Origin of the sequence: Oceanimonas aquatica (assembly GCF_030732065.1) — a bacterium.
Classification (GTDB): Bacteria; Pseudomonadota; Gammaproteobacteria; order Enterobacterales; family Aeromonadaceae; genus Oceanimonas.
In genome coordinates this window covers 241,066-264,983 of record NZ_JAVBHX010000003.1, presented here as the reverse complement: position 1 = coordinate 264,983, position 23,918 = coordinate 241,066, and the positions used below count along the sequence as shown (strand labels likewise).

Sequence of the window (23,918 nt, the reverse complement as noted above, 5' to 3'; positions counted from 1 at the left end):
AAGGTCTTCACAAGATGGCGTGAGTGCCGTGGCTTGTTGGACAAAGTATCGAGGCATGGTAAGTTTCGTTAAATCACAAGCTGGTAACTCTTGGTTTACATTTATGGCAACTAACCCTCGTACATCCCGTACAACCAATGCTCTCTCGGGATTGATCACAGACCTGGATCTGCGACTTTTAAGAGTTTTCAAAACGGTGGTTGAATGCGGAGGCTTTGCTGCCGCAGAAGTTGAGCTCAATATCACGCGCTCTGCCATCAGTCGGTACATGGGGGATCTGGAAACCCGGCTGCATATGCATCTTTGTTACCGCGGGCGTTCCGGATTTTCTCTAACCGAGCAAGGCCGGCTGGTGTATGAAAGCCTGATGCAATTGCAGGCCGATCTGGAGAAATTCCGGGCCAACATCAATACAGCACATCATCGGCTGGTGGGGAACCTGCATATTGGGGTGACCGATAACACCATCACCGATCCCTGCTCTCGCACCGCGTCAGTGATCGCAACACTGAAGCAGCTGGGGCCGGAAGTGCAAATTGTCATGCTGACAACCTCCCCCAACGAAATTGAACGCTTGTTAATTGAAGGGCATTTGCATATCGGTATCATCCCCAGTCATCAGACCTTACCCGGATTAGCTTATCTGCCGCTTTACCAGGAGACGTCATACCTTTACTGCGCACAGGGTCACCCGCTATTTTCTTGGGAAGAAACGCTGGTTCCAGCCCTTCTGGCTCAGTACGAGCATGTAAGCCCGGGTTATAAACCGGACGCGGCCATGCTTGAGTTACAGGCTGGGCTTAAAACGGCTGCTCACGCCTATCAGATGGAAGGTGTTGCGACCCTGATTATGAGTGGCGCTTTCATAGGATTTTTGCCCGAGCATTATGCGAGATACTGGGAAGAGCTGGGGTTAATGCGCAAGTTATTGCCCGAACAGTTTTCTTTTTCGACGGGGTTCAAGGCAGTTTGGCGTGACGAGGTTCAGCCTAATCGGCTTAGGGCCGTCTGCCTTGAAGAGTTACGTCGTAGCTACGGACTTACCGAATAACAAGGTTTTACTGGGTAGCAGCCGTACATCAGCAAGGCCAGAAACAGGGTGCGCTCGTGGCGTTCGGGAGTGTCGCTGGTCAGTTGGTGTACGCTGCTCCTCACATAGGGCAACTGCAAAACGCTGAACACCCGAATTTCACTTTCTTCGCCCAGGGTGGCTGCCACCGGCGCCGAAGTGCCAAAGCGGCTGTGGCGCATCCACATGGTAGCCGGGTTGCGCTCGGTCACTTCTTCATTAATAAGGGAGGCATAAAAGGAAGACAGCTCCGCCATCTTGATTGATACGGCGGTGCCGTGATGCTCATGACCAAGGCCAACCTCAAGCTTGTGGCGCTAACCCACAAGCTCCCAGACCGCCCTCAGCGGCGCACTTCAAACAGAAAGCGGTAGCTCAGAGGCTGGCCCTGATGTTCCACCTCAATCACCCAGGCCCACAGCATGCGCTCCTCGGTGCAGCTGCCCACCAATGCCTGTCCCTGCCAACGGCCCTCACCGGTTTGTTCAAGCAGGGCCGGCAGGGTCCCCATATACATGATCTCCCCTTCCAGCACGCTGCGGGTCACGATCGCCTGCGCATCGGACAGGGTCAATTCCAGCTCAAAAGGGGTTTCCGCCTGAAGCCCATTGCTGTTCAGTTGTGCCTCGGCCACAAGCCCCTGCTGTTCAATGGCGCATTTTTTGTGAGATATATCACAATACTCAATTTTTTCCGTGACGGATTCAGTCGTCTCCTGTTCATCGCTGCAGGTGCGCAGCCAGAAGGCGGCGGACAAAACGGCCATTACCAACAGAATTTGCACCAGTTTGGGGCCGGTCAGTCGCTCTCTCATGGGGTTTTGTTTCCTGTATCGGGGTGTATTCAGGGACTGGCTTGATCTCGATCAAGGCGCCTCCTTATGCCTTGTGTGGGGCCAAAAGGAGCAATCATATTACTGTTTATACTGTTTTTTTGGCACCCACTACTTTATCATCAGTGCCGGGTTTTTGGGGCCCCTTTGCTTTGTTAACAAAGAGTTAATAAGCAGTGCGGGCACTGAAGGCCTTAACTAGAAACCGGTAATTTAATCCTTCCGACGTGAGCACTTAGCGTGAACACAAGATCTGAATAACAGCAGTGGAAGCGGAACTATAACGATGAGTCAAACTAATAATCAACCAAACTACAACTACACAGTAGTTCGTCAGTTTACGGTGATGACCGTAATCTGGGGCGTTGTAGGTATGTCGTTGGGTGTGCTGATCGCAGCACAGCTTATCTGGCCTGCCCTCAACTTCGAAACACCCTGGCTGACCTACAGCCGCCTGCGTCCGTTGCACACCAATGCGGTTATCTTCGCATTTGGTGTCAGCGCTCTGATGGCCACGTCTTTCTACGTGGTGCAGCGTACCTGTAACACCCGACTGTTTGGTGGCCCGCTGGCCTCCTTCGTGTTCTGGGGCTGGCAGGCCATCATTGTTTCGGCAGTGATCACCCTGCCGCTGGGCTACACCACCAGCAAGGAATACGCCGAACTGGAATGGCCGATCGACATCGCCATTGCCGTGGTGTGGGTGGCGTACGCCATCGTGTTCTTCGGTACCCTGTATCGTCGTAACACCTCCCACATCTACGTGGCCAACTGGTTCTACGGTGGCTTCATCCTGACCGTAGCCGTGCTGCACATCGTGAACAGCATGGCCATTCCGGTGGCGGGCCTGAAGTCCTATTCCATGTATTCCGGTGCAGCCGATGCCATGATCCAGTGGTGGTACGGTCACAACGCAGTAGGCTTCCTGCTGACCGCCGGCTTCCTCGGCATGATGTACTACTTCGTCCCCAAGCAGGCCGGTCGTCCGGTTTACTCCTATCGTCTGTCCATCGTGCATTTCTGGGCACTGATCACCCTGTACATCTGGGCCGGTCCGCATCACCTGCACTACACTGCCCTGCCCGACTGGGCCCAGTCTCTGGGTATGGTGATGTCCCTGATCCTGTTCGTACCCTCCTGGGGCGGCATGATCAACGGCATCATGACCCTGTCCGGTGCCTGGCACAAACTGCGTTACGACCCCATTCTGCGCTTCCTGATCGTGTCCCTGTCGTTCTACGGCATGTCCACCTTTGAAGGCCCCATGATGGCGATCAAGACCGTGAACGCCCTGTCTCACTACACCGACTGGACCGTGGGTCACGTTCACTCCGGCGCCCTGGGTTGGGTTGCCATGGTGTCTATCGGCTCTGTATATCACCTGATTCCGAACCTGTTCGGTCAGCAGCGCATGTACAGCCTGGGCCTGATCAACACCCACTTCTGGCTGGCTACCATTGGTACCGTGCTGTACATCGTCGCCATGTGGATCAGCGGCGTGATGCAGGGCCTGATGTGGCGTGCAGTGAACGAAGACGGCACCCTCACCTACAGCTTTGTTGAAGGTCTGCAAGCCTCTTACCCGTTCTACTTCGTACGTTTCCTGGGCGGTGTCTTCTTTGTCGCCGGTATGCTGCTGATGCTGTACAACGTGTACCGCACCATCAAGGCGCCGAAAGGCTCCCTGCAAGCTATCCCCCAACCGGCCTGATTAAGGAGACTCGTGAATGAAAAACCGTCATGAACTGGTCGAAAAGAATGTCACCTGGTTGGCAATTCTGACCGTTGTCGCCATCAGTTTCGGTGGTCTGGTAGAAATCGTACCGCTGTTTTTCCAACAGCAGACCAACGAGCCGGTTGAGGGCCTGCGCCCCTACACCGCCCTGGAAATGGAAGGTCGCGATATCTACATCCGTGAAGGCTGTAGCGTATGTCACAGCCAGATGATCCGTCCTTTCCGTGCCGAGACCGAGCGCTATGGTCACTACTCCGTGGCCGGTGAAAGCGTGTGGGAGCACCCCTTCCTGTGGGGCTCCAAGCGTACCGGTCCGGATCTGGCCCGTGTAGGTGGTCGTTACTCCGACGAGTGGCACCGCGTACACCTGATCAACCCGCGTGATGTGGTGCCCGAGTCCAACATGCCGGCGTTCCCCTGGCTGGAAACCACCGAGCTGGATGGCAAGGACACCGCCGAGAAACTGCGCGTTTTCCGGGATAACTTCGGCGTTCCGTACACCGACGCCGATATCGAAGGTGCCGAGGCAGCCGTGAAGGGCAAGACCGAAATGGATGCCGTCATTGCCTATCTGCAATCCTTGGGACACGCCCTTAAATAACCGGAGTCGATATGGATTTCAGTACCTTGGAAGCCCTCAAGCCGATGCTGATAAGCTTTCAGACCCTGGCCCTGCTGGTGTTGTTTGTAGGTATAGTGTGGTGGGCCTACGGCAAACGCAGAAAGGGCAAGTTTGATGACGCCGCCAACTCCATCTTTGATGAAGACGAGCGGAAGGATCAACGCCGGGGTACTGAGCAGGATCGCGCAGGAGCTAATAAAGAATGAATACTTTTTTGAGCATTTTTGTAACCGTGATCAGCCTGGGCACCATTTTTGGCTGCCTGTTCCTGCTGATCTGGTGCACCAAAGACAAGATGGGAATGGAAGAAGGCGCGCCCACCGGGCACACCTTTGACGGCATCTCCGAACTGAACAATCCGCTGCCCAAGTGGTGGAGCTACATGTTCGTGTTCATGATTGTCTTTTCCCTGATTTACCTGGTGCTCTACCCGGGCCTGGGTAACTTCAAGGGTGTGCTGGGCTGGGAGAGCTCCAACCAGGACGTACGTTCTCTGGAAGAGTCTCGCGCTGCCTCAGCTGCCGCCCGTGAAGAAGGCCGTCTGGTGCAGTACGAGCGTGAAATGGTGAAGGCTGATGAAGTCTTTGGGGCCAGGTTCCGTGAGCTGGTATATGAAGACAACGGCCAGGAATACCGTGCCATTGCCGACATCGCCCAGGACGAGGAAGCCACCAAGGTGGGTCAGCGTCTGTTTCTGCAGAACTGCGCCCAGTGTCATGGCTCCGACGCCCGTGGTGCCCGTGGCTTCCCCAACCTGACCGATGCCGACTGGCTGTACGGCGGTACCCCCGAAGCCATCAAGGCTACTCTGCTCCACGGCCGCAAGGGTGCCATGCCCGCCTGGGGCGACAGCCTGGGTGAGCAGGGTGTACAGGAAGTCACTTCCTACGTGCTGAGCCTGTCCGGCCGCAAGGTGGATCCGGTAGAAGCCCAGAAGGGCCAGGCCCGCTTCGCCATGTGTGCCGCCTGTCACGGCATGGACGGCAAGGGTAACACCGCCGTTGGCGCGCCCAACCTGACCGACAACATCTGGCTGTACGGTGGTTCCCGTGCCGCGGTGGAAGACTCAGTGCGTCACGGCCGTGCCGGTGTCATGCCCGCCTGGAAAGACATTCTGGGTGAAGACAAGGTGCACCTGCTGGCGTCTTACATCTACAGCCTGAACAGCAACTAACAAGCCCTCGGGCTTTCAATTTAAAGCCCCGCTCGCCGGGGCTTTTTTGTTATATTAGCCACCGACCTTTTTCGCAGTAGGAATTCTTGTTATGCAACGTCCCTGGTATAAGCAATTCTGGCCCTGGTTTCTGATCACCCTGCCCCTGTGCGTGGTGATCGCCAGCCTTTATACCCTGCACCTGGCAAGCACCAATGCCGATACCATGGTGGTGGATGACTACTACAAAAAAGGCCGTGCCATCAATCAGGACCTCAGTGAACTGAAAGAAGCCGCACGCCTGGGGCTGGTCGCCGAGCTCAGCATCACCAACGGCCTGCTTTCTCTCGAGATGCAGGGCGAGCACAAGCAGGGGGAAGCCATTTACCTGCTGCTGAGCCACCCGACCCTGGCCGAGCAGGACGTACAAACCCTGCTGACCAGTGATGCCAACGGTGTGTACCGGTTCCGCCCCGATCACGAGCTGCTCAATGGTCAGTGGAATCTGCAACTGGAAGCCTTTGACAAACGCTGGCGTATTCAGCAGCGCATTCGCCTGCCCATTGCCGACCGGCTCGTGATCCGCGCCGGGAGCTGAGCATGGCCGGCTGTTTTCACTGTGGCGAGCCGCTGCCGGCGGGTGCCGCCTTCAGTGCCACCCTTGACGGCGAACCCCGCAACTTCTGCTGCCCCGGCTGCCAGGCGGTGGCCGAGACCATTATCGACTGTGGTCTGGGCAGCTATTATCAGCACCGTACCGGAACCGCCCCCAGGGCCGAGGCGGTGCCCGATGAGCTGCGCCGGCTGCAGCACTATGATCTGGACGAAATTCAGCAGGACTTCGTGCTGGAGCGGGACCACATTCGCGAAGTGCAGTTATCCATCGGCGGCCTGACCTGTGCCGCCTGTGCCTGGCTGATCGAGCGGCACCTGTCCCAGGTGCCCGGTGTCACCCTGATCCAGGTCAACACCACCACCGAGCGGGCCCGGCTGCGCTGGGACGACCGCGAGACCCGGCTCAGCACCCTGCTCGCCGCCTTTGCCCATATCGGCTATCAGGCCCGCCCCTTTCTGCCGCACCAGCAGGAGCAGGATTACAACCGTGAAGTCAAATCCTATCTGCTGCGCATGGGCGTGGCCGGCATCGCCAGCATGCAGGTGATGATGGTGGGGTTTGCCCTCTACGAAGACCTGTTTCCCGATATCGATGCGGGCCTGGTACAGCTGTTTCGCTGGGTCAGCCTGTGGCTGTCGGTGCCGGTGATGGGTTACTCCGCCCTGCCCTTTTACCGCAATGCCTGGCGTGGCCTGAAACACCGCGCCCTGAACATGGACCTGCCGGTGTCGCTGGCCATGTTGTTTGCCTTTGTGGCCTCGGTATACGCCACCGTCACCGCCACCGGCGAGGTGTATTACGAGTGCGTGTCCATGTTCGCCTTTTTGCTCCTCACCGGGCGCTTTCTGGAAATGCGCGCCAAGCGCCGGGCCTCGGAAACCACCGCCAACCTCACTCACCATATTCCCATGCTGGCCCGGCTGGAAACCGGCGGCGACGAACAGGAAGTGGCCGCCCGCACCCTGGTGCCGGGTCAGGTGGTACGGGTGTCTCCCGGATCGGTGATCCCCGCCGACGGCGACATTATCGAAGGGCATACCAGCATCGACGAGTCCATGCTCACCGGTGAGCACCTGCCGGTGTCCCGCGGCCCGGCTGAGCCGGTATTTGCCGGCACCACCAATGTGGAATCACCCCTGCGCATTCGCGTCAGCCGTACCCTGGCCGATGCCCGGGTATCGGAAATTCTGCGTGCCCAGGATGATGCCCTGCTCGACAAACCCCGGGTGGCGGTGCTGGCGGATCAGCTGTCGCGCTATTTTGTGGCGGCGCTGCTGCTGGCCACGCTGGGCACCTGGCTGGTGTGGTTGCAGCTGGATCCGGACCGGGCCTTCTGGGTGATGCTGTCGGTGCTGGTGGCCACCTGCCCCTGTGCGCTGTCGCTGGCCACCCCCACGGCGCTGACCGTGGCCACCTCCCGGCTGACCCAGGGGGGCGTGTTGGTGCGCCGGGCCCATGTGCTCGATACCCTGCCCAGAGCTACCCGCATGGTGTTCGACAAGACCGGCACCCTGACCCAGGGCAAGGTGGCGCTGGCGGAGGTCACCCCGCTGGGTTCGCAGCCCGGAGAGCAACTGCTGACCCTGGCCGCCGCCCTTGAAGCCGGCTCAGAGCATCCCATTGCCCGGGCCTTTCTGCCTCATGCCGATGCCGGTATAAAGGTGTTGCAACGGCAAAACCACGTCGGTCAGGGGGTGAGCGGCCTCATTGACGGCCAGGTGTGGCGTCTGGGCAGTGCCGCCTGGCTGAACCCCAATGCCAAAGACCGCGAGCTGTGTGTGTACCTGGCCAATGAACAGGGACTGCAGGCCCGCTTTGAGCTGGCCGATCCGCTGCGGGACGAAGCCGCCGAGCTGGTGCGCGCCTGCCATCAGCAGGGGCTGGCCACCACCATTCTCACCGGTGACGGCTCCGGTCAGGCCGACCGGGTAGCCGCCACCCTGGCCGTGAGCGAACTGCGCAAGAACGCCACCCCCGACGACAAGCTCGCCTACCTGCGCGAACGCGCCGACCAGGGTGACATCTGCCTGATGGTGGGTGATGGCATCAACGACGCACCTGTGCTGGCCGGTGCCCATGTGTCCTTTGCCATGGCCGGCGGCACCGATATTGCCAAAAACAGTGCCGATGCCATTTTGCTGGGTGACAGCCTGCAGCGCCTGCTGATGGCCCGGCGTGTTGCCGCCGCCGCCCGCCGTGTGATCAAGCAGAATTTCAGCTGGGCGCTGGGCTACAACCTGGTGGTTCTGCCGCTGGCGGCCATGGGCCATGTGTCGCCCTGGTTCGCCATGATCGGCATGTCGGCCAGCTCACTGATTGTCATGTCCAATTCCCTGAGGTTATCCCGCTTATGAATGGTGACACCATCTGGTACCTGATCCTGCCCATCGCCCTGATTTTGCTGGTGGTGGTCATCGCCGTGTTTCTGTGGTCGGTGAAGAGCAACCAGTTCGAGGATCTGGACCGCCACGGCAACAACATTTTGTTTGACGACGACCAGGATGCCCACCGCCGGGCCCAGCGCAAGGACGACGATGACAAGTCAGCTTGATCCCGTCGCGGCGCTGCTGATCGGGTTTCTTGGCGCCGGCCACTGCATCGCCATGTGCGGTGGCGTGGCGGCGGCCTTTTCCATGGCCATTCCGCAAACCCAGCGGCGATGGCAATGGCTCTACCTGCTCAGCTACAACGCCGGCCGCATTGCCAGCTATGCCCTGGCCGGCGCCCTGGTAGGCGGTGTGTTTGCCGGCCTGGCCGACATCAGCCTGGGCAAACAGGGACTGCTGTGGCTGCGTGGTCTGGCCGGCATTATGATGATATTGCTGGGCCTGTATCTGGCCCGCTGGTGGAACGGCCTGCTGGCGCTGGAGCGCCTGGGCAACGGCCTGTGGCGGCATATCAAACCTCTGGCCGGACGCTTTGTGCCCTTTCGCCACCCCCTGGCCGCCCTGCCCTTTGGCATGATCTGGGGCTGGCTGCCCTGCGGCCTGGTGTATTCGGCGCTGACCTGGAGTGCGGTATCGGGCGGTGCGGCCCAGGGCGCACTGGTGATGGCGCTGTTTGGCCTAGGCACCCTGCCCACCCTGCTGGCACTGGGAGGCCTGGCCGGTTCACTCCGGCACTGGCTGAACCATTCAGGATTTCGGCGATTTTCCGGCATCCTGTTGATTTGTTACGGTTTATTCAGTCTTTACCAGGCCGGCCTGTTGCTTTCCTAAGCTATTAACCGGTTTTTATTGGTGCTATGATTCAAGCTGAGTATTTATCAGGCGACGGAGCACATGGGAAAAATTATCAAAACCGGCAAGCCAGCCACAGGTCGCGCCATACACTGCCAGGATTGCAGCATAAGCCAGCTGTGCATTCCCCTCGGACTCAACTCCGATGAGCTGGACGAGCTGGACAATATCATCGAGCGTAAAAAACCGATTCAGAAAGGCCAGGAGCTGTTCAAGGCGGGTGAGGAGCTGAAGTCCCTCTACGCCATTCGTGCCGGCACCGTGAAGTCCTACACCATTACCGAGCAAGGTGACGAGCAGATCACCGCCTTTCATCTGGCCGGGGATCTGGTCGGCTTTGACGCCATCAGCACCGGCAGTCATCCGTCCTTTGCCCAGGCCCTGGAAACCGCCATGGTGTGTGAAATTCCCTACGAGGTACTGGACGATCTGTCAGGTAAGTTGCCACGGCTTCGCCAGCAGATCATGCGGCTGATGAGCAACGAAATTAACGGCGACCAGCAAATGATACTGCTGCTCTCCAAGAAAACCGCCGAAGAGCGACTCGCCGCCTTTTTGTACGGGCTGTCCAGCCGGTTTTCCAAGCGCGGTTTTTCTCCCCGGGAGTTTCGCTTGAGCATGACCCGGGGCGATATCGGCAATTACCTGGGGTTGACGGTGGAAACCGTGAGCCGGCTGCTGGGCCGTTTTCAGAAAAACGATCTGATCGCGGTAGACGGCAAATACATTCGCATTCTCGACCTGCCCGAGCTGGCCGCCCTGGCCGGTGCCCAAGAGGCGGAATAAGCAGCGCCACAAGGAGGTGCTTATGATCAAGTATCGACATATTCTGGTGGTGATCGATCCGGTCGCCGAGGCCCAGCCGGCCCTGCACCGGGCCGTGTCGGTGGCGGCGTTGCAGGAAAACGCCGCCATTACCCTGTTTCTGGCCATTTACGACTTTTCCTACGAAATGACCTCCATGCTCTCCAGTGAAGAGCGGGACGAAATGCGTGAAGGCGTCGTGCAGGGACGGGAAGAGTGGCTGAAAACCCTGCTCGAGCCCTACGCCGACAGCAACATCGACTTTCAGCTCAAGGTGGTATGGCACAGCCGGCCCTTTGAAGCCATCAACCAGCAGGTGCAGGAGCATCACCACGATCTGGTGGTTAAAAGTACCCACAAGCACGCCATGATCCAGTCGTTCATCTTTACCCCCACCGACTGGCATCTGCTGCGCAAATGCCCCTGCCCGGTGTTGCTGGTCAAGGAGCGGGACTGGCCCATGGGCGGTACCGTGCTGGCCGCGGTCAATTGCTGCAGCGACGACCAGGCCCAGGAAGCGCTGAACGAGAAGGTCATCGCCGAAAGTGCCGAGGTAGCCCGGCTGTTGTCGGCCACTCTGCATCTGGTAAACGCCTACCCCATCACCCCGGTGAACATGGCGCTGGAGCTGCCCGACTTTGACCCCCATGCCTACAATGCGGCGGTGAAAAAGCACCACGAACGGGCTCTTTATGAGTATGCGGTACGCTTTAATCTGGAATCGGAAAGCCTGCACCTGCATGAAGGCCTGGCGGAAGAAGTGATCCCCCAATGTGCCGACGCCATCGACGCCAGCCTGGTGATTCTTGGGTCGGTGGGCCGTACCGGGCTGTCGGCGGCCCTGCTCGGCAATACCGCCGAGCACGTGATCGACAAGCTTCACTGCGACGTACTGGTGTTGCGCCCCGATGCCTGATCTTGCTGGCGCCTTGCCCTTGAGGCGCCAGTCACTATAATAGCCCCCAGTTTTTTCGCCGGGGGCATCATGTCTGTTCAAACCGCCAAGCAAGTCTACAACTTCAACAAGCTGCAAAAGCGGCTGCGCCGCAACGTGGGCGAAGCCATCGCCGACTTCAACATGATCGAAGAGGGTGATCGGGTAATGGTGTGCCTGTCGGGTGGCAAGGACAGCTATGCCATGCTCGATATTCTGCAGAACCTGCAGGCCCACGCCCCTATTCGCTTTGAGATAGTGGCGGTCAACCTGGATCAGAAGCAGCCCGGCTTTCCCGAACATGTGCTGCCCGCCTACCTGGACAGCCTGGGCGTGGAATATAAAATCGTCGAGGAAGACACCTACTCCATCGTCAAGGACAAAATTCCCGAGGGCAAGACCACCTGCTCGCTGTGCTCACGCCTGCGCCGGGGCATTCTGTACCGCACCGCCACCGAGCTGGGTGCCACCAAGATCGCACTGGGTCACCATCGCGACGACATTCTCGAAACCCTGCTGCTCAACATGTTCTACGGCGGCACCATGAAGTCAATGCCGCCCAAACTGGTGAGCGACGACGGCAAGCACGTGGTGATCCGGCCGCTGGCCTATGCCAAGGAAAAGGATCTGGTGCGCTACGCCGAGGCCCGGGAATTCCCCATTATTCCCTGCAATCTGTGTGGCTCCCAGGAAAACCTGCAACGTCAGGCCATTAAGAGCATGCTGCAAGACTGGGACAAGCGCTTTCCCGGCCGCATTGAAAGCATGTTCCGCTCGGTGCAGAACCTGGTGCCGTCACACCTGATGGATCACCAGCAGTTCGACTTCAAGAGCATTAACCGTGAGTCCGGTGTGATCGACGGTGGCGACATCGGCTTTGACAAGCCCGACTTTGCGCCTCGTGTTGAACAGGACGACGACGCCCCCGAGCTGGGCGAGCGGCTGCAGATTGTGGAAGTGAAATAAGAAAAGGCGCCTCGGCGCCTTTTTTATTGCGTTACAACCAGGGGGTGACCCGGGTGGCAGGCAGAGGCCATTGTGCATCTCCGGCCAGGGCCGCATCGTCCAGAGCCAGTTCCGGCAGGCCCTGAATCAGGGCTCCCTGATTCAGCGGCTGCAGTTGCACGCCCTTTATCTCCGGCACAAAGTAGCGGCCGGGCCAGCCGGCCATTTCCTTGAGCAGGGTTTTCATCTCGTCACGAATGCCGCGCAGTTGTTCGGCACCGGCCTCACCGGCGGGCAGCAGACTCTGGATCTGAATGGAAATTTCGCAACGTTCCGGCTGGTCGACATCCAGCCGGACCACCGCCTTGTCCAGATCCAGTTGCTTGTCAAAGGGCAGCACGAATTCGCCGTGAGGCAGTACTCGCACTTCACCACGGGTTTCGCCAGCCACTTCCACGGTGCCCGCATGAATGTGGCACCAGCCACTGCCATCATTGCGACTCAGGTAAAAGCCGAGGGTGGCGTGCTCCACCTTGGCATCGGCAACGGTATCAAGGTGCTTGTAAAAACCGCTGTAACCCAGGTCGAGCGGAGCGGCGTGTACCGTCGTGGTCAGCAGGGCCAGGGTGGCCCCGAGCAGTGATGATTTCATGCCTCGAAATGATCTCCTGAAGGTGAAGAAGAAGGGCTGGCGCCGTTGTCAGTCATGCCTTTCACGCCGCAGGCTTCCCGGTAGATGATGCCCTTGACCACCATATACAGGGGCGCAGCCCAGATCAGACCAATGCCAAAGGTCAGCACGGCGGCCATAAACAGCAGGGCCAGCAACAGGTGAATGGCAATCAGGTTAAGCCACTGGCGGGCAAACAGCCTGATGGAAATCATAATGGCCTGAAACGGGCTCAGGCCTTTTTCCAGGATCAGCGGAAACACGAACATCAGCGCCACGCTCACCACCAGGGTGGGCAGCATCGACAATGCCGCCGGCAACCCAAGGGCTACTCCCAGGGGCAGAAACAGGCTGGTCATAAAGCCCATGATCAGGCTCGCCACCGCCAGTGGCAGCACATAACGAAAATAATCAAAAATCTGGCTGGGGCGAATGGGCCGGTTCACTGCCCGGTAAATGCCCATCATGTCCAGGCCACCGCTCATGGGCGCCATGATCATGGAGATCAGCAGTCCCAGCAGGCTGGCGTTCCAGTCACCGGCTTCACTGTCGCCGGTCACGGTCAGCAGCAACTGGTTAAGCAACAGCCAGCTGCCGGCCACACCAATGGCCGCCAGCAACAGGGTCAGTTTCGCCCCCCGGATCCGTTCCCAGCCTTCCTGGAATACGGCCCTGGGGCTGAGGGAAAAACCGCGTTCCAGCGACTGCTGCAGGCGGGCAAATTCGGGTTCGTTCATGAATATGAAATCTGGTTCAGGAGATGGCGCCATTATAGCGGTATCAGGCGGCTCTCGTAACCCACTCCCCTGCCCGATTAAAAAAGCCCGCTTTCGCGGGCCGTGGAAATTATCGTTTGCCGTTGGCGGCTTTTTTCTCGCGCCCGCGCAGCAGTTCATTCACGTAGTCGGTCACCACCTGAGTGGCCGGCCCATAGCGGTGCTCATCGAAGTTGTCCTGTACCTCACTCGGTGCCAGGTTGATCTCCAGGGTGTGTGCGTTATGCATGGCCGCTTCATGAACGAAGCCGGCGGCCGGATACACATTGCCCGAGGTGCCGATGGCGATAAACAGGCTGGCCTCGCTTAACGCCTGGTAGATTCGATCGAGCAACAGCGGCATTTCGCCAAACCAGACCACGTGAGGCCGCAGCGGCTCGGGAAACTGACAGCAGTGGCACAGATCCGTGGTATGCAGTGCGCCGGTCCAGCTCACGGTCTGGTTGCTGTGGGGACACCGTGCCTTGAGCAATTCGCCGTGCATGTGCAGCACATTCTGGCTGCCGGCCCGCTCATGCAGATCGTCAATGTTCTGGGTGACGATGGTTACCTGTTCGGGCCACTCGGCCTCGAGCCGGGCCAGAGCATGATGAGCGGCATTGGGCTCAACCGTTTGCAGCAGTTCCCGGCGCTCATTGTAAAAGTGTTGTACCAGCTCCGGATCCCGCTTGTAGCCTTCGGGAGTGGCCACGTCTTCAATACGGTGTTCATCCCACAGGCCGTCGGCGGCCCTGAAGGTACGAATGCCTGATTCGGCGGAGATGCCCGCCCCGGTAAGAATGACGATGTTTCCTTTCTGCACGCCGTGCATGCCTCTGCTAATTCCATCCTGTCCATAGGCTAACAGCCGGTGAGGCGCAGAGCCAATAGTGCCTTAGTCTAAACGAACAAAGCCAGGCGATTGCCTGGCTTTGGTTCATTCTGCGTCGCTAAGGTCGGCGTTTTCCACCCGGGCCTTGAGTTTCTGGCCCGGACGAAAGGTCACCACCCGCCTGGCCGAAATGGGAATGTCTTCCCCGGTTTTGGGATTGCGCCCGGGGCGCTCACCCTTGTTGCGTAGCTCAAAATTGCCGAAACCGGAAATCTTGACCTGTTCACCCTGCTCAAGCGCGGTACGAATTTCTTCAAAAAACGCTTCAACCATGTCCTTGGCATCCCGTTTGCTGATGCCAAGGCGGGTAAACAAATGCTCTGCTATATCGGCCTTGGTTAACGCCATAAGCTCAATCCCTCAAGGAAGCATTAAACTCGTCGGAAACCGCCGTTACGATGCGGGCAACGGTGTCGGCAATTTCCTTTTCTTCCAACGTCCGTTGGGTGTCCTGCAGTACCAGGCTGAGTGCCAGGCTCTTTTTGCCCTCGGCAATGCCCTGCCCCTGGTATACGTCAAACAAGTTTAATCCAACCAGCTGATTACCGCCAACTTTCCTAACCAAATCAAGGATATCGGCAGAGGCCAGGTTCTGATCGACGACCAGCGCCAGATCGCGGCGGTTGGCCGGGAAACGGGACACTTCCACCGCATCCGGTACCCGGCGTTCGGTGAGCGCAGCCAGCTCGATTTCAAACAAATACACCTGAGACTTGAGGCCCAGCTTTTTCAGCAGGCTCGGATGCAGGGCGCCAAAATGCCCTACCGGCTGGCCGTTGCGCAGCAGGCGTGCAGACTGGCCCGGGTGCAGGGCAGACAGTTCGGCCCGCTCGACGCTGAAGGCCAGCTCATCGGCACTGAGTGCCAGCAGGCTTTCCACGTCACCCTTGACATCAAAGAAGTCGGCGCCTTGGCTGCTCATGCTCCAGTGCTCGTCCACCACCGGGCCCAGCACCAGGCCGGCCAGTACCGGCGTCTGGCGCACGCCGTTTTCAGCGGTGTCGTCGGGCACAAAGGTCAGCCCCTGTTCAAACAGGCGCAGCCGCGACTGCTGACGGTTCTGGTTGTACACCGCCGCCTGAATAAGGCCCGGCCACAGCGACAGACGCATGGCAGACATGTCGGCGGCGATGGGGTTCGGCAGCACCATGTGCTCGGCGTTCGGGAACAGCAGTTGCTGCTGAGCCGGATCCACAAAACTGTAGGTGATGGCTTCCTGGTAGCCCAAATCGACCAGGGCATCCTTCAGCCGGTTCAGCGGCAGTTGCGCTTCGCGGTGGGATGACATGGACAGACTGGCACGCGGCGCCACGTCGGGAATATTGTTGTAGCCATAAATCCGGGCCACTTCTTCCACCAGGTCTTCTTCGATGGCGATGTCAAAGCGGTAGCTCGGAACCTGCACGCTCCAGCCGTCGGCGGTGGTGGTGACGTCCAGTCCCAGCCGGGTCAGCATTTCGGTGACCTGACCGGCCTCGATATCAATGCCGATCAGCCGGTTCAGCTTGGCATGGCGCAGCGGCACGGTGGCGGCCTGGGGCAGATCGGCCTCTGACACGGCTTCAATCACCGGGCCGGCTTCACCGCCACAGATCTCCAGCAGCAATGCGGTGGCCCGTTCCATCACCTTGTGCTGCAGCCGGTAATCGACGCCACGCTCAAAGCGGTGGGAAGAATCGGTGTGCAGGCCATAGCTGCGGGCGCGGCCGGTGATGGCCAGCGGGCTGAAGAAGGCGCACTCCAGCAATACGTCCTGGGTGGCCTCGGTCACACCGGTGGCTTCACCACCGAAGATGCCGGCCATGGCCACCGGACGTTCGTTGTCGGCGATCACCAGGGTATCGGCATTCAGGCTCACTTCATTGCCGTCGAGCAGGGTCAGCTTTTCGTCCTGCTCGGCCTGACGAACCGTGATTCCGCCCTTCAGGGTAGCGAGGTCAAAGGCGTGCATGGGCTGACCCCATTCCAGCAGCACGAAGTTGGTGATGTCCACCACCGGATCGATGCTGCGAATACCGCTGCGGCGCAGTTTTTCCTGCATCCACAGCGGGGTTTCGGCCTTGACGTTGATGTTCTTCACTACCCGGCCCAGGTAACGCGGGCAGGCGGCGGGCGCGTTCAGGCGAATGTCGAGGCGGTCATCGATGCTGGCCGGCACGGCGGCGATCTCGGGCCAGGCCACGTCCTGGTTGTTGAGTACACCCACTTCCCGGGCCAGGCCGGCCAGGCTCAGGCAGTCGGCGCGGTTGGGAGTCAGATCCACTTCAATGGTGACATCGTTCAGCGCCAGGTAGTCACGTACGTCGGTACCGACAGGCGCATCGGCAGGCAGTTCGATGATACCGTCGGATTCCACGTCAATGCCCAACTCGCCGTAGGAGCACAGCATGCCGTGAGACGGCTGACCGCGCAGCTTGGCCTTCTTGATCTTGAAGTCGCCGGGCAGCACGGCACCGACCACGGCCACTGCCACTTTCAGGCCCTGGCGGCAGTTGGGCGCGCCACAGACGATATCGAGCAGCTCGTCGGCGCCCACGTTGATTTTGGTCACGCGCAGCTTGTCGGCGTCGGGGTGCTGGCCGCACTCCACCACCTCACCTACGACTACCTGAGAAAAGTCACCGGCCACCGGCTCGATTCCGTCCACTTCCAGTCCGGCCATGGTGATCTGCTCGGCAAGCGCCTCGGCGTTAAGACCGGTGTTGATCCATTCATCCAGCCATGATTTTGAAAACTTCATTATTGCTCCTGCCGCTTACCGGAATTGCTTGAGAAAACGCAGATCATTTTCGAAGAAGGCGCGCAGATCGTTGACGCCATAACGCAGCATGGTCAGGCGCTCCACCCCCATGCCAAAGGCAAAGCCGCTGTAACGCTCGGGGTCGATGCCCACAGCGCGCAGTACGTTCGGGTGCACCATGCCGCAGCCGAGCACTTCCAGCCACTTGCCGTTCTTGCCCATCACGTCCACTTCGGCGCTGGGCTCGGTGAACGGGAAATAGGACGGACGAAAACGGATCTGCAGATCTTCTTCAAAGAAGTTGTGCAGAAAGTCGTGCAACACGCCCTTGAGCTGGGTAAAGCTGACGTTTTCGTCCACCAGCAGGCCTTCCACCTGGTGGAACATGGGAGTGTGGGTCTGGTCGTAGTCGTTACGATACACCCGGCCCGGCGAGATGATGCGAATGGGCGGCTGCTGCTGCTCCATGGTGCGGATCTGCACGCCGGAGGTCTGGGTGCGCAGCATCAGCTTGGGATTGAAATAGAAGGTGTCGTGATCGGCCCGGGCCGGGTGGTGGGCCGGAATATTGAGGGCGTCGAAGTTGTGGAAATCGTCCTCGATTTCCGGGCCCTCGGCCACCTGAAAGCCGAGCTCACCAAAAAAGGACTCGATGCGCTTGATGGTACGGCTGACCGGATGCAGGCCACCGCTGGCCTGACGGCGGCCCGGCAGGCTGATGTCCAGGGTTTCACTGGCCAGTTTGGCATTAAGCTCGGCCAGTTGCAGGGCTTCACGCTTGGCATTCAGTGCCTCGTTGACCGCCTGTTTGGCCTGGTTGATGGCCTGGCCCGCGGCGGGGCGTTCTTCCGGAGACAGTTTGCCGAGCGCCTTGGACTGCTCGGTAAAGGTGCCCTTCTTGCCCATGTAGCGAACCCGGATTTCATCCAGTTCGGCGGCAGTGGCGGCAGCCTGGATCTCCGCCTGCGCCTTGACGATCACGTCTTCCAGCTGATCCATGTATTCCTCGTTGACTTGCCCGTATACACGGACGCTAAGTATTAGAAAAGGCCTTGATAATAAAGGAAATGCCCTTTTGCTTCCAGCGCGGAGCCGGGCAAAAGGCAACAAAAAAGGAGGCCGTAGCCTCCTTTGAAAATCATCGTAATCCGACTTACGCCAGGGCTTCTTTCGCTTTGGCAACCAGAGCGGTGAAGGTGGTCTTGTCGTGTACGGCGATGTCAGCCAGGATCTTGCGATCGATTTCAACAGAGGCCTTCTTCAGACCGTTGATGAAGCGGCTGTAAGACAGACCGTTCTGACGGGAAGCCGCGTTGATACGGGCAATCCACAGTTGACGGAACTGACGCTTCTTCTGACGACGGTCACGGTAAGCGTACTGACCGGCTTTGGTTACAGCCTGTACCGCTACGCGATAAACGCGTGAACGGGCACCGTAATAACCTTTGGCCTGCTTCAGAATCTTCTTGTGACGAGCGCGTGCAGTTACACCACGTTTAACTCTTGGCATTGTTCACTCTCCTCTTAAGCGGTGGGCAGCATGGATTTGATCTGGGCAACGTCAGACGCCGCTACCAGACACTTACCGCGCAGCTGACGCTTACGCTTGGTGCTTTTCTTGGTGAGGATGTGACGCAGGTGGGACTGCTTGCGCTTAAAGCCACCAGAGCCGGTCTTCTTGAAGCGCTTTGCAGCGCCCTTGTTGGATTTCATCTTAGGCATGAAATACTCCGCATTGTTAATAACAACAACAGGCAAGGTGAGCCGGGCGCAGCGCCCGGCTACTTGTTGACCTTACTGTTTCTTTTTAGGGGCAAGCACCATCACTGCCTGGCGACCTTCCAGCTTGGGAAAGGATTCAACCACGGCCAGCTCTTCAAGTTCGGTCTTGATGCGGTTAAGCAGATCAAAGCCGATCTCCTGGTGCGCCATTTCACGACCGCGGAAACGCAGCGTGACTTTGGCCTTGTTGCCTTCTTCCAAAAAGCGAATCAGGTTGCGTAGCTTTACCTGATAGTCGCCTTCATCGGTACCGGGCCGGAATTTAACTTCCTTGACCTGGATTTGTTTCTGCTTTTTCTTCTGTTCCTTGGTCGCTTTACTTTTTTCGTAAAGGAACTTGCCGTAATCCATAATTCGGCAAACGGGAGGCTCGGCATTGGGACTGATTTCCACCAGATCGACGCCCGCCTCGCTGGCAGCGCTCAGTGCCTCATTGATGGACACGACCCCCAATGCTTCACCTTCCAGGCCGACCAGACGAACTTCTTTCAGTCGGATTTCTTCATTCAGTCGATTACGGGGAGCGGGCTTGCCCCCTTTTTTGGCGCCTTTTATAACCTATCCTCCACTGTTTTCTTTCCGCGGGTCTGAACCTCTTCCTTGATGAGCGCGGTCAGCGCGTCAACATCAAAGGTTCCCAGATCCTGCCCTTTTCGGGTACGAACTGCTACCTTGCCGGCTTCGACTTCTTTGTCGCCGCATACCAGCATGAAAGGTACCCGCTTAAGAGTATGCTCGCGGATTTTAAAGCCAATTTTCTCATTTCTCAAGTCCGCCTTGGCCCGAATGCCAACATTATTGAGGGACTCGACCAGGTTTTTCGCATATTCGGCCTGGTTATCGGTAATATTGAGCACCACCGCCTGGGTGGGAGCCAGCCAGGTCGGGAACAGCCCGGCGTACTCTTCGATAAGAATACCGATGAACCGCTCGATGGAGCCCAGAATGGCGCGGTGAATCATCACCGGCACATGGCGCTCGTTGTCTTCGCCCACGTAGCTGGCACCCAGACGTCCGGGCAGAGCGAAGTCGAGCTGAACGGTACCGCACTGCCAGGCCCGGTTGAGGCAGTCGTGCAGGGTAAACTCAATCTTGGGGCCATAGAAGGCGCCCTCGCCCGGCTGCAGCTCGTATTCGATGCCGTAGGCCTTGAGTGCCTCTTCCAGGGCCAGCTCGGCCTTGTCCCAGATCTCGTCGTTGCCGATGCGCTGCTCCGGACGGGTGGAAAGCTTGACCGCGATATTGGTGAAGCCAAAGGTCTCGTAGGTGTCGTACACCATCTTGATACAGGCGGACACTTCGCTCTGGATTTGATCTTCGGTACAGAAGATATGGGCATCATCCTGAGTAAAACCACGCACCCGCATCAGGCCGTGCAGGGCACCGCTCGGCTCGTTGCGGTGGCAGCAACCGAACTCGGCCATACGCAGGGGCAGGTCCCGGTAGGACTTGAGCCCCTGATTGAAGATCTGCACGTGACCCGGGCAGTTCATCGGCTTGATGGCGTAGTCCCGGCTCTCGGAATGGGTGGTGAACATGTTCTCGGCGTACTTGTCCCAGTGGCCGGACTTTTCCCACAGCACCCGGTCCATCATGAAGGGGCCTTTCACCTCTTCGTAATGGTATTCCCGCAGCTTGTCGCGCACAAAGGTTTCCAGCTCGCGGAAGATGGTCCAGCCGTCGTTGTGCCAGAACACCATGCCCGGGGCTTCTTCCTGCATGTGATACAGGTCGAGCTGCTTGCCGATCTTGCGGTGGTCGCGCTTGGCGGCTTCTTCCAGCTGCACCAGGTAGGACTTGAGTGCCTTCTTGTCACCCCAGGCGGTACCGTAAATGCGCTGCAGCATCTTGTTCTTGGAGTCGCCGCGCCAGTAGGCGCCGGACACTTTCTGCAGCTTGAAATGCTGGCAGAAGCGCATGTTGGGCACGTGCGGTCCCCGGCACATGTCGATGTATTCCTCGTGGTGATACAGACCGGGCTTGTCGTTCTGGCTCACGTTCTGATCGAGGATCTCGATTTTATAAGACTCATGCCGACGGGCGAAGGTATCCCGGGCTTCCTGCCAGCTGACCTTTTTCTTGATCACCGCATATTCGGTTTTGGCCAGCTCCAGCATGCGGGTTTCGAGCTTCTGAATGTCTTCCTCGGTCAGGGTATGCTCGAGGTCCACATCGTAATAGAAGCCGTTTTCGATCACCGGGCCAATGGCCATGCGGGTTTCGGGCCACAGCTGTTTGATGGCATGACCCATCAGGTGGGCGCAGGAATGGCGAATGATCTCCAGACCATCCTGATCCCGGGCAGTAATGATCGACAGGGTGGCGTCGTGGCTGATCAGCTCACAGGCATCCGCCAGCTCACCGTCGATGCGGCCGGCGATGCAGGCCTTGGCCAGGCCCGGACCGATGTCCTGGGCAACGTCCATGATGGTAACGGGGTTCTCGAAATGGCGTTGGCTGCCATCGGGAAGGGTAATTGTCGGCATGAAATGTCCTTGACAGTGGTGCACCCTACCAAAGCGCACATGTATGTATGAAAAACGGTTGTGTCATTCGATATCCCGACCATCTGGCGTTACTCGGCCAGCCTGGCACGCAATGGGTTCTAGCCGGCGGCACAGGTCGGGAGCGCAGAGATTAACAGAATTCATGGACGCCCGCCATGCGCCGTGGACGTCAGCGGGCGGGCTGGTCTTCTTCGGCCCGGTGCTTGAGCCGAATAAAGCGGCTGTGAGGAATGTAAAGAAGCTCGGCCACCTGACGCACAATGGCCTCTTCCTGAGGGTCCAGCTCGCCATCGGCCAGGGCCATGTGCCACAGGGCCAGCAGAATGGCTTCCCGCTGGGGCACTGGCAGTTCCTTAAGATGAGAGGTGAATTCATACAGTGACACCGCTTCCTCCTGCCGCGCCCTGCCCTGCTTCAGCCAGTCGTGCACCTCGCTCTGGGTCTGGCCGAATAACCGGGCCAACAGGCTCTCCAGCCGTTGCCGCTCGACCTCGCTGACCTTACCGTCGGCCAGCATCACTTCACTCAGCAGCGCCGCCACCGCCACTTCTTCCTGCATCGGCAGGGGCTCCTCGTCCTTGCCGCCCGCCAGCCATTGTTTCAGTCGTTCTATCATGATGATTCACCTTGTTGCCGCTCAGCCCCGGACGTGCCGGCTTTTAGCCTATACTGGTGGCAAAACCCGGCACCGTGGAGTGAAATTGCTATGTGGCCCGTCATTGCCAGTCAGATCAGCGAAGCCATCAATACCGAATTCAGCATAGTTGAGCGTACCCCCCTGAGCGGGGGCGATATCAACCAGGCGTTTCGCATCAGCAATGGCCACAACAGCTATTTCGTTAAACTCAATGACCGTGCCGCCGTCGATATGTTCCGCGCCGAATGGATGAGCCTGGAGCACCTGGTCAACAGCCAGACCCTGAAAGTGCCGCGGCCAGTCTGTTGCGGCACCACCGTCAGCAGCAGCTTTCTGGTACTGGAATATCTGGAGCTCGGTGACGCCGACGAGCAGGGCTGGCACATGCTGGGCCGGCAACTGGCTCACCTGCACCGGGGCAGCACCCAGCCCATGTACGGCTGGGATGAAGACAATTTTATCGGCACCACGGTGCAGCCCAACGCCTGGCACAAGAAGTGGGCCACTTTTTTTGCCGAGCAACGTATCGGCTGGCAATTACAACTGCTGGAAGACAAAAATATACACTTTGGCGACATTGAGGAGATTGTGGGAGCCATCAAGAACCGTCTGGCCAGTCACCAGCCCACCGCTTGCCTGTTGCACGGGGATTTGTGGCGTGGCAACCTTGGTTTTTGTGAGCGACAGGGAGTGTTGTTTGATCCGGCCAGTTACTTTGGTGATCGTGAAACCGATATCGCCATGACCGAGCTGTTTGGCCAGTTCCCCAGCGTGTTCTACCAGGGCTATGACGCGGTCTGGCCCCGGGAAGAAGGCTACCGGGCCCGGCGTGAAATCTACAACCTTTACCACCTGCTCAATCACGTTAACCTGTTTGGCCAGCCTTACCTGAAACAGGCCAAGGCCAGCCTGTTAAACATTATCGCCAGCTAGGAGAAGCCATGTCGCAACCCGTGGTGTTGATCACCGGCGCCGCCAGGCGCATTGGTGCGGAAATCAGTCGTTGCCTGCATGCTCAGGGTTATAACCTGATCATGCACTATCACCACAGTGAACAGGACGCCAGCGCCCTGGCCAGCAGCCTTAACCGGGCCCGCCCCGACAGTGTTCGTTTATTACAGCAGGATCTGACCCGCCTTGACGACATCAACGCCATGGCCGACCGGGCTCTGAGCTGTTTTGGCCGTCTCAGCGCTCTGGTCAATAATGCCTCCGCTTTTTATCCCAGCCGTTTTGGTGACATCACGCCGGCCCAGTGGCTGGAACTTTCTGCCACCAATGCCGCCGCGCCCCTGCTGCTGAGTCAGGCACTAACCCCGGCCCTCAAACGGGAAAAAGGCGCCATTGTCAACATGGTGGATATTCACGCCGCCAACGGCCTGCGCCATCACCTTCCCTACAGCATGGCCAAAAACGCGCTGGCCACCCTGACCCGAGCCCTGGCAGCCGAGCTGGCACCCGATATACGGGTGAATGGCATTGCCCCCGGCCCCATTATCTGGCCCGAGCACGAGCTCAATGAAGCGCAAAAGCGACGGGTGCTGGGTTCGGTGCCCATGGGCCGGCTGGGCAGCCCTCAGGAAATTGCCGATACCGTCGCCTTCCTGCTTGAGGGGCCGGATTACCTTACCGGCCAGATCATCGCCCTGGACGGCGGCCGTTCCTGTCAAAGTCTGCCCGAGGCCTGATCACGCCATTATCAGGAGAACCGCCATGCGTGACTATTTTGAGCAAACCATCCTCTGCCCTCATTGCGGTCACCATACCCGTATTGAAGTGGATGCCTCCGGGGGTGATCAGGATTACTACGAAGACTGTCAGGCCTGCTGCAATGCCATGCACATCAAGCTGGTCTGCCATGAAGACAGTGATGAAGTTGAGGTTCGGGTGGATGCCGACGACGAGCAGTATTTTTAGTAAATGTGTGTAGAACACTGTTTCTATGTTGGCATAATAATGCCGCGATAAAAAAAGCCGGGCTCACCC

General features: G+C 58.7%; 28 protein-coding genes. 15 read left to right on the top strand and 13 right to left on the bottom strand.

What is annotated here, in order from left to right; all coding sequences use genetic code 11:
- Window positions 1–55: 55 nt before the first annotated feature.
- Window positions 56–1,051 carry a LysR family transcriptional regulator gene (locus tag Q9290_RS06525; protein ID WP_306078833.1) on the top strand — a complete coding sequence of 332 codons (996 nt, stop codon included), beginning with the start codon at window positions 56–58 and terminating at the stop codon, window positions 1,049–1,051.
- Here Q9290_RS06525 and Q9290_RS06520 read toward each other — a convergent pair.
- The gene (locus tag Q9290_RS06520; protein WP_306078832.1) at window positions 1,033–1,326 is read right to left on the bottom strand and encodes a hypothetical protein; all 294 of its coding nucleotides are present in this window, start codon (window positions 1,324–1,326) and stop codon (window positions 1,033–1,035) included. The genes Q9290_RS06525 and Q9290_RS06520 overlap by 19 nt on opposite strands.
- Before the next feature lie 86 nt (window positions 1,327–1,412).
- Complete coding sequence (locus Q9290_RS06515) at window positions 1,413–1,883, bottom strand: hypothetical protein (RefSeq protein ID WP_306078831.1); 471 nt, start codon at window positions 1,881–1,883, stop codon at window positions 1,413–1,415.
- A gap of 304 nt (window positions 1,884–2,187) precedes the next feature.
- Here Q9290_RS06515 and ccoN point away from each other — a divergent pair, with 304 nt between their 5' ends.
- The 11 genes from ccoN (at window position 2,188) to ttcA (ending at window position 11,970) form a co-directional block, all read left to right on the top strand.
- On the top strand, window positions 2,188–3,612 hold the full coding sequence (gene ccoN, locus Q9290_RS06510; protein ID WP_306078830.1) for a cytochrome-c oxidase, cbb3-type subunit I: 1,425 nt from the start codon (window positions 2,188–2,190) through the stop codon (window positions 3,610–3,612).
- Window positions 3,613–3,628: 16 nt separating this feature from the next.
- Window positions 3,629–4,237 (top strand): cytochrome-c oxidase, cbb3-type subunit II, encoded by a 609-nt coding sequence (gene ccoO, locus Q9290_RS06505; RefSeq protein WP_306078829.1) that lies wholly within the window; start codon window positions 3,629–3,631, stop codon window positions 4,235–4,237.
- 11 nt (window positions 4,238–4,248) lie between these two features.
- Window positions 4,249–4,464: a cbb3-type cytochrome oxidase subunit 3 gene (locus Q9290_RS06500; protein WP_306078828.1), complete on the top strand. Its 216-nt coding sequence runs from the start codon at window positions 4,249–4,251 to the stop codon at window positions 4,462–4,464.
- Window positions 4,461–5,432: a cytochrome-c oxidase, cbb3-type subunit III gene (gene ccoP / locus Q9290_RS06495; RefSeq protein WP_306078827.1), complete on the top strand. Its 972-nt coding sequence runs from the start codon at window positions 4,461–4,463 to the stop codon at window positions 5,430–5,432. Before Q9290_RS06500 ends, ccoP begins: the two co-directional genes overlap by 4 nt.
- Window positions 5,433–5,523: 91 nt before the next feature.
- Entirely contained in the window at window positions 5,524–6,009 is a 486-nt protein-coding gene (locus Q9290_RS06490; RefSeq protein ID WP_306078826.1) for a FixH family protein, read from the top strand.
- Window positions 6,010–6,011: 2 nt separating this feature from the next.
- Entirely contained in the window at window positions 6,012–8,381 is a 2,370-nt protein-coding gene (locus tag Q9290_RS06485) for a heavy metal translocating P-type ATPase (RefSeq protein WP_306078825.1), read from the top strand.
- Window positions 8,378–8,578, top strand: coding sequence for a cbb3-type cytochrome oxidase assembly protein CcoS (ccoS, locus tag Q9290_RS06480; RefSeq protein WP_306078824.1), 201 nt, complete (start codon window positions 8,378–8,380; stop codon window positions 8,576–8,578). Before Q9290_RS06485 ends, ccoS begins: the two co-directional genes overlap by 4 nt.
- Window positions 8,562–9,245, top strand: coding sequence for a sulfite exporter TauE/SafE family protein (locus Q9290_RS06475; RefSeq protein ID WP_306078823.1), 684 nt, complete (start codon window positions 8,562–8,564; stop codon window positions 9,243–9,245). Before ccoS ends, Q9290_RS06475 begins: the two co-directional genes overlap by 17 nt.
- Before the next feature lie 63 nt (window positions 9,246–9,308).
- Window positions 9,309–10,052 (top strand): FNR family transcription factor, encoded by a 744-nt coding sequence (locus Q9290_RS06470; RefSeq protein ID WP_306078822.1) that lies wholly within the window; start codon window positions 9,309–9,311, stop codon window positions 10,050–10,052.
- Window positions 10,053–10,074: 22 nt separating this feature from the next.
- Complete coding sequence (gene uspE / locus Q9290_RS06465; protein WP_306078821.1) at window positions 10,075–10,986, top strand: universal stress protein UspE; 912 nt, start codon at window positions 10,075–10,077, stop codon at window positions 10,984–10,986.
- Between the two features lie 69 nt (window positions 10,987–11,055).
- Window positions 11,056–11,970, top strand: a complete 915-nt coding sequence (ttcA, locus tag Q9290_RS06460) for a tRNA 2-thiocytidine(32) synthetase TtcA (RefSeq protein WP_306078820.1) — start codon at window positions 11,056–11,058, stop codon at window positions 11,968–11,970.
- 31 nt (window positions 11,971–12,001) lie between these two features.
- Here the strand turns inward: ttcA and Q9290_RS06455 are convergent, their stop codons facing one another.
- From Q9290_RS06455 to Q9290_RS06405, 11 genes are all read right to left on the bottom strand, one after another.
- On the bottom strand, window positions 12,002–12,601 hold the full coding sequence (locus tag Q9290_RS06455; RefSeq protein WP_306078819.1) for a DUF2987 domain-containing protein: 600 nt from the start codon (window positions 12,599–12,601) through the stop codon (window positions 12,002–12,004).
- On the bottom strand, window positions 12,598–13,356 hold the full coding sequence (locus Q9290_RS06450) for a hypothetical protein (protein WP_306078818.1): 759 nt from the start codon (window positions 13,354–13,356) through the stop codon (window positions 12,598–12,600). Before Q9290_RS06450 ends, Q9290_RS06455 begins: the two co-directional genes overlap by 4 nt.
- A gap of 109 nt (window positions 13,357–13,465) precedes the next feature.
- Window positions 13,466–14,206, bottom strand: a complete 741-nt coding sequence (cobB, locus tag Q9290_RS06445; protein ID WP_306078817.1) for a Sir2 family NAD+-dependent deacetylase — start codon at window positions 14,204–14,206, stop codon at window positions 13,466–13,468.
- A 105-nt stretch (window positions 14,207–14,311) separates the two neighbouring features.
- On the bottom strand, window positions 14,312–14,614 hold the full coding sequence (locus tag Q9290_RS06440) for an integration host factor subunit alpha (protein WP_306078816.1): 303 nt from the start codon (window positions 14,612–14,614) through the stop codon (window positions 14,312–14,314).
- Between the two features lie 4 nt (window positions 14,615–14,618).
- The gene (gene pheT / locus Q9290_RS06435) at window positions 14,619–17,006 is read right to left on the bottom strand and encodes a phenylalanine--tRNA ligase subunit beta (RefSeq protein ID WP_306078815.1); all 2,388 of its coding nucleotides are present in this window, start codon (window positions 17,004–17,006) and stop codon (window positions 14,619–14,621) included.
- 15 nt (window positions 17,007–17,021) lie between these two features.
- A complete protein-coding gene (gene pheS / locus Q9290_RS06430) occupies window positions 17,022–18,005 on the bottom strand; it encodes a phenylalanine--tRNA ligase subunit alpha (RefSeq protein ID WP_306078814.1) in 984 nt (327 codons plus the stop codon).
- Between the two features lie 154 nt (window positions 18,006–18,159).
- Window positions 18,160–18,516, bottom strand: a complete 357-nt coding sequence (gene rplT / locus Q9290_RS06425) for a 50S ribosomal protein L20 (protein WP_014292510.1) — start codon at window positions 18,514–18,516, stop codon at window positions 18,160–18,162.
- 14 nt (window positions 18,517–18,530) lie between these two features.
- Window positions 18,531–18,728: a 50S ribosomal protein L35 gene (gene rpmI / locus Q9290_RS06420; protein WP_014292509.1), complete on the bottom strand. Its 198-nt coding sequence runs from the start codon at window positions 18,726–18,728 to the stop codon at window positions 18,531–18,533.
- A gap of 72 nt (window positions 18,729–18,800) precedes the next feature.
- Window positions 18,801–19,298 (bottom strand): translation initiation factor IF-3, encoded by a 498-nt coding sequence (gene infC / locus Q9290_RS06415; protein WP_462806084.1) that lies wholly within the window; start codon window positions 19,296–19,298, stop codon window positions 18,801–18,803.
- 41 nt (window positions 19,299–19,339) lie between these two features.
- Entirely contained in the window at window positions 19,340–21,274 is a 1,935-nt protein-coding gene (gene thrS / locus Q9290_RS06410) for a threonine--tRNA ligase (protein ID WP_306078813.1), read from the bottom strand.
- Window positions 21,275–21,464: 190 nt separating this feature from the next.
- Window positions 21,465–21,911, bottom strand: a complete 447-nt coding sequence (locus tag Q9290_RS06405; protein ID WP_306078812.1) for a tellurite resistance TerB family protein — start codon at window positions 21,909–21,911, stop codon at window positions 21,465–21,467.
- A 90-nt stretch (window positions 21,912–22,001) separates the two neighbouring features.
- Between Q9290_RS06405 and Q9290_RS06400 the strand changes: the two genes are divergently transcribed.
- From Q9290_RS06400 to Q9290_RS06390, 3 genes are read left to right on the top strand one after another with little or no spacing between them, the layout of a single operon-like run.
- Entirely contained in the window at window positions 22,002–22,865 is an 864-nt protein-coding gene (locus Q9290_RS06400) for a fructosamine kinase family protein (protein ID WP_306078811.1), read from the top strand.
- A gap of 8 nt (window positions 22,866–22,873) precedes the next feature.
- A complete protein-coding gene (locus Q9290_RS06395) occupies window positions 22,874–23,620 on the top strand; it encodes a pteridine reductase (protein WP_306078810.1) in 747 nt (248 codons plus the stop codon).
- Window positions 23,621–23,645: 25 nt separating this feature from the next.
- On the top strand, window positions 23,646–23,849 hold the full coding sequence (locus Q9290_RS06390) for a CPXCG motif-containing cysteine-rich protein (RefSeq protein WP_306078809.1): 204 nt from the start codon (window positions 23,646–23,648) through the stop codon (window positions 23,847–23,849).
- The last annotated feature ends 69 nt before the right edge of the window (window positions 23,850–23,918 follow it).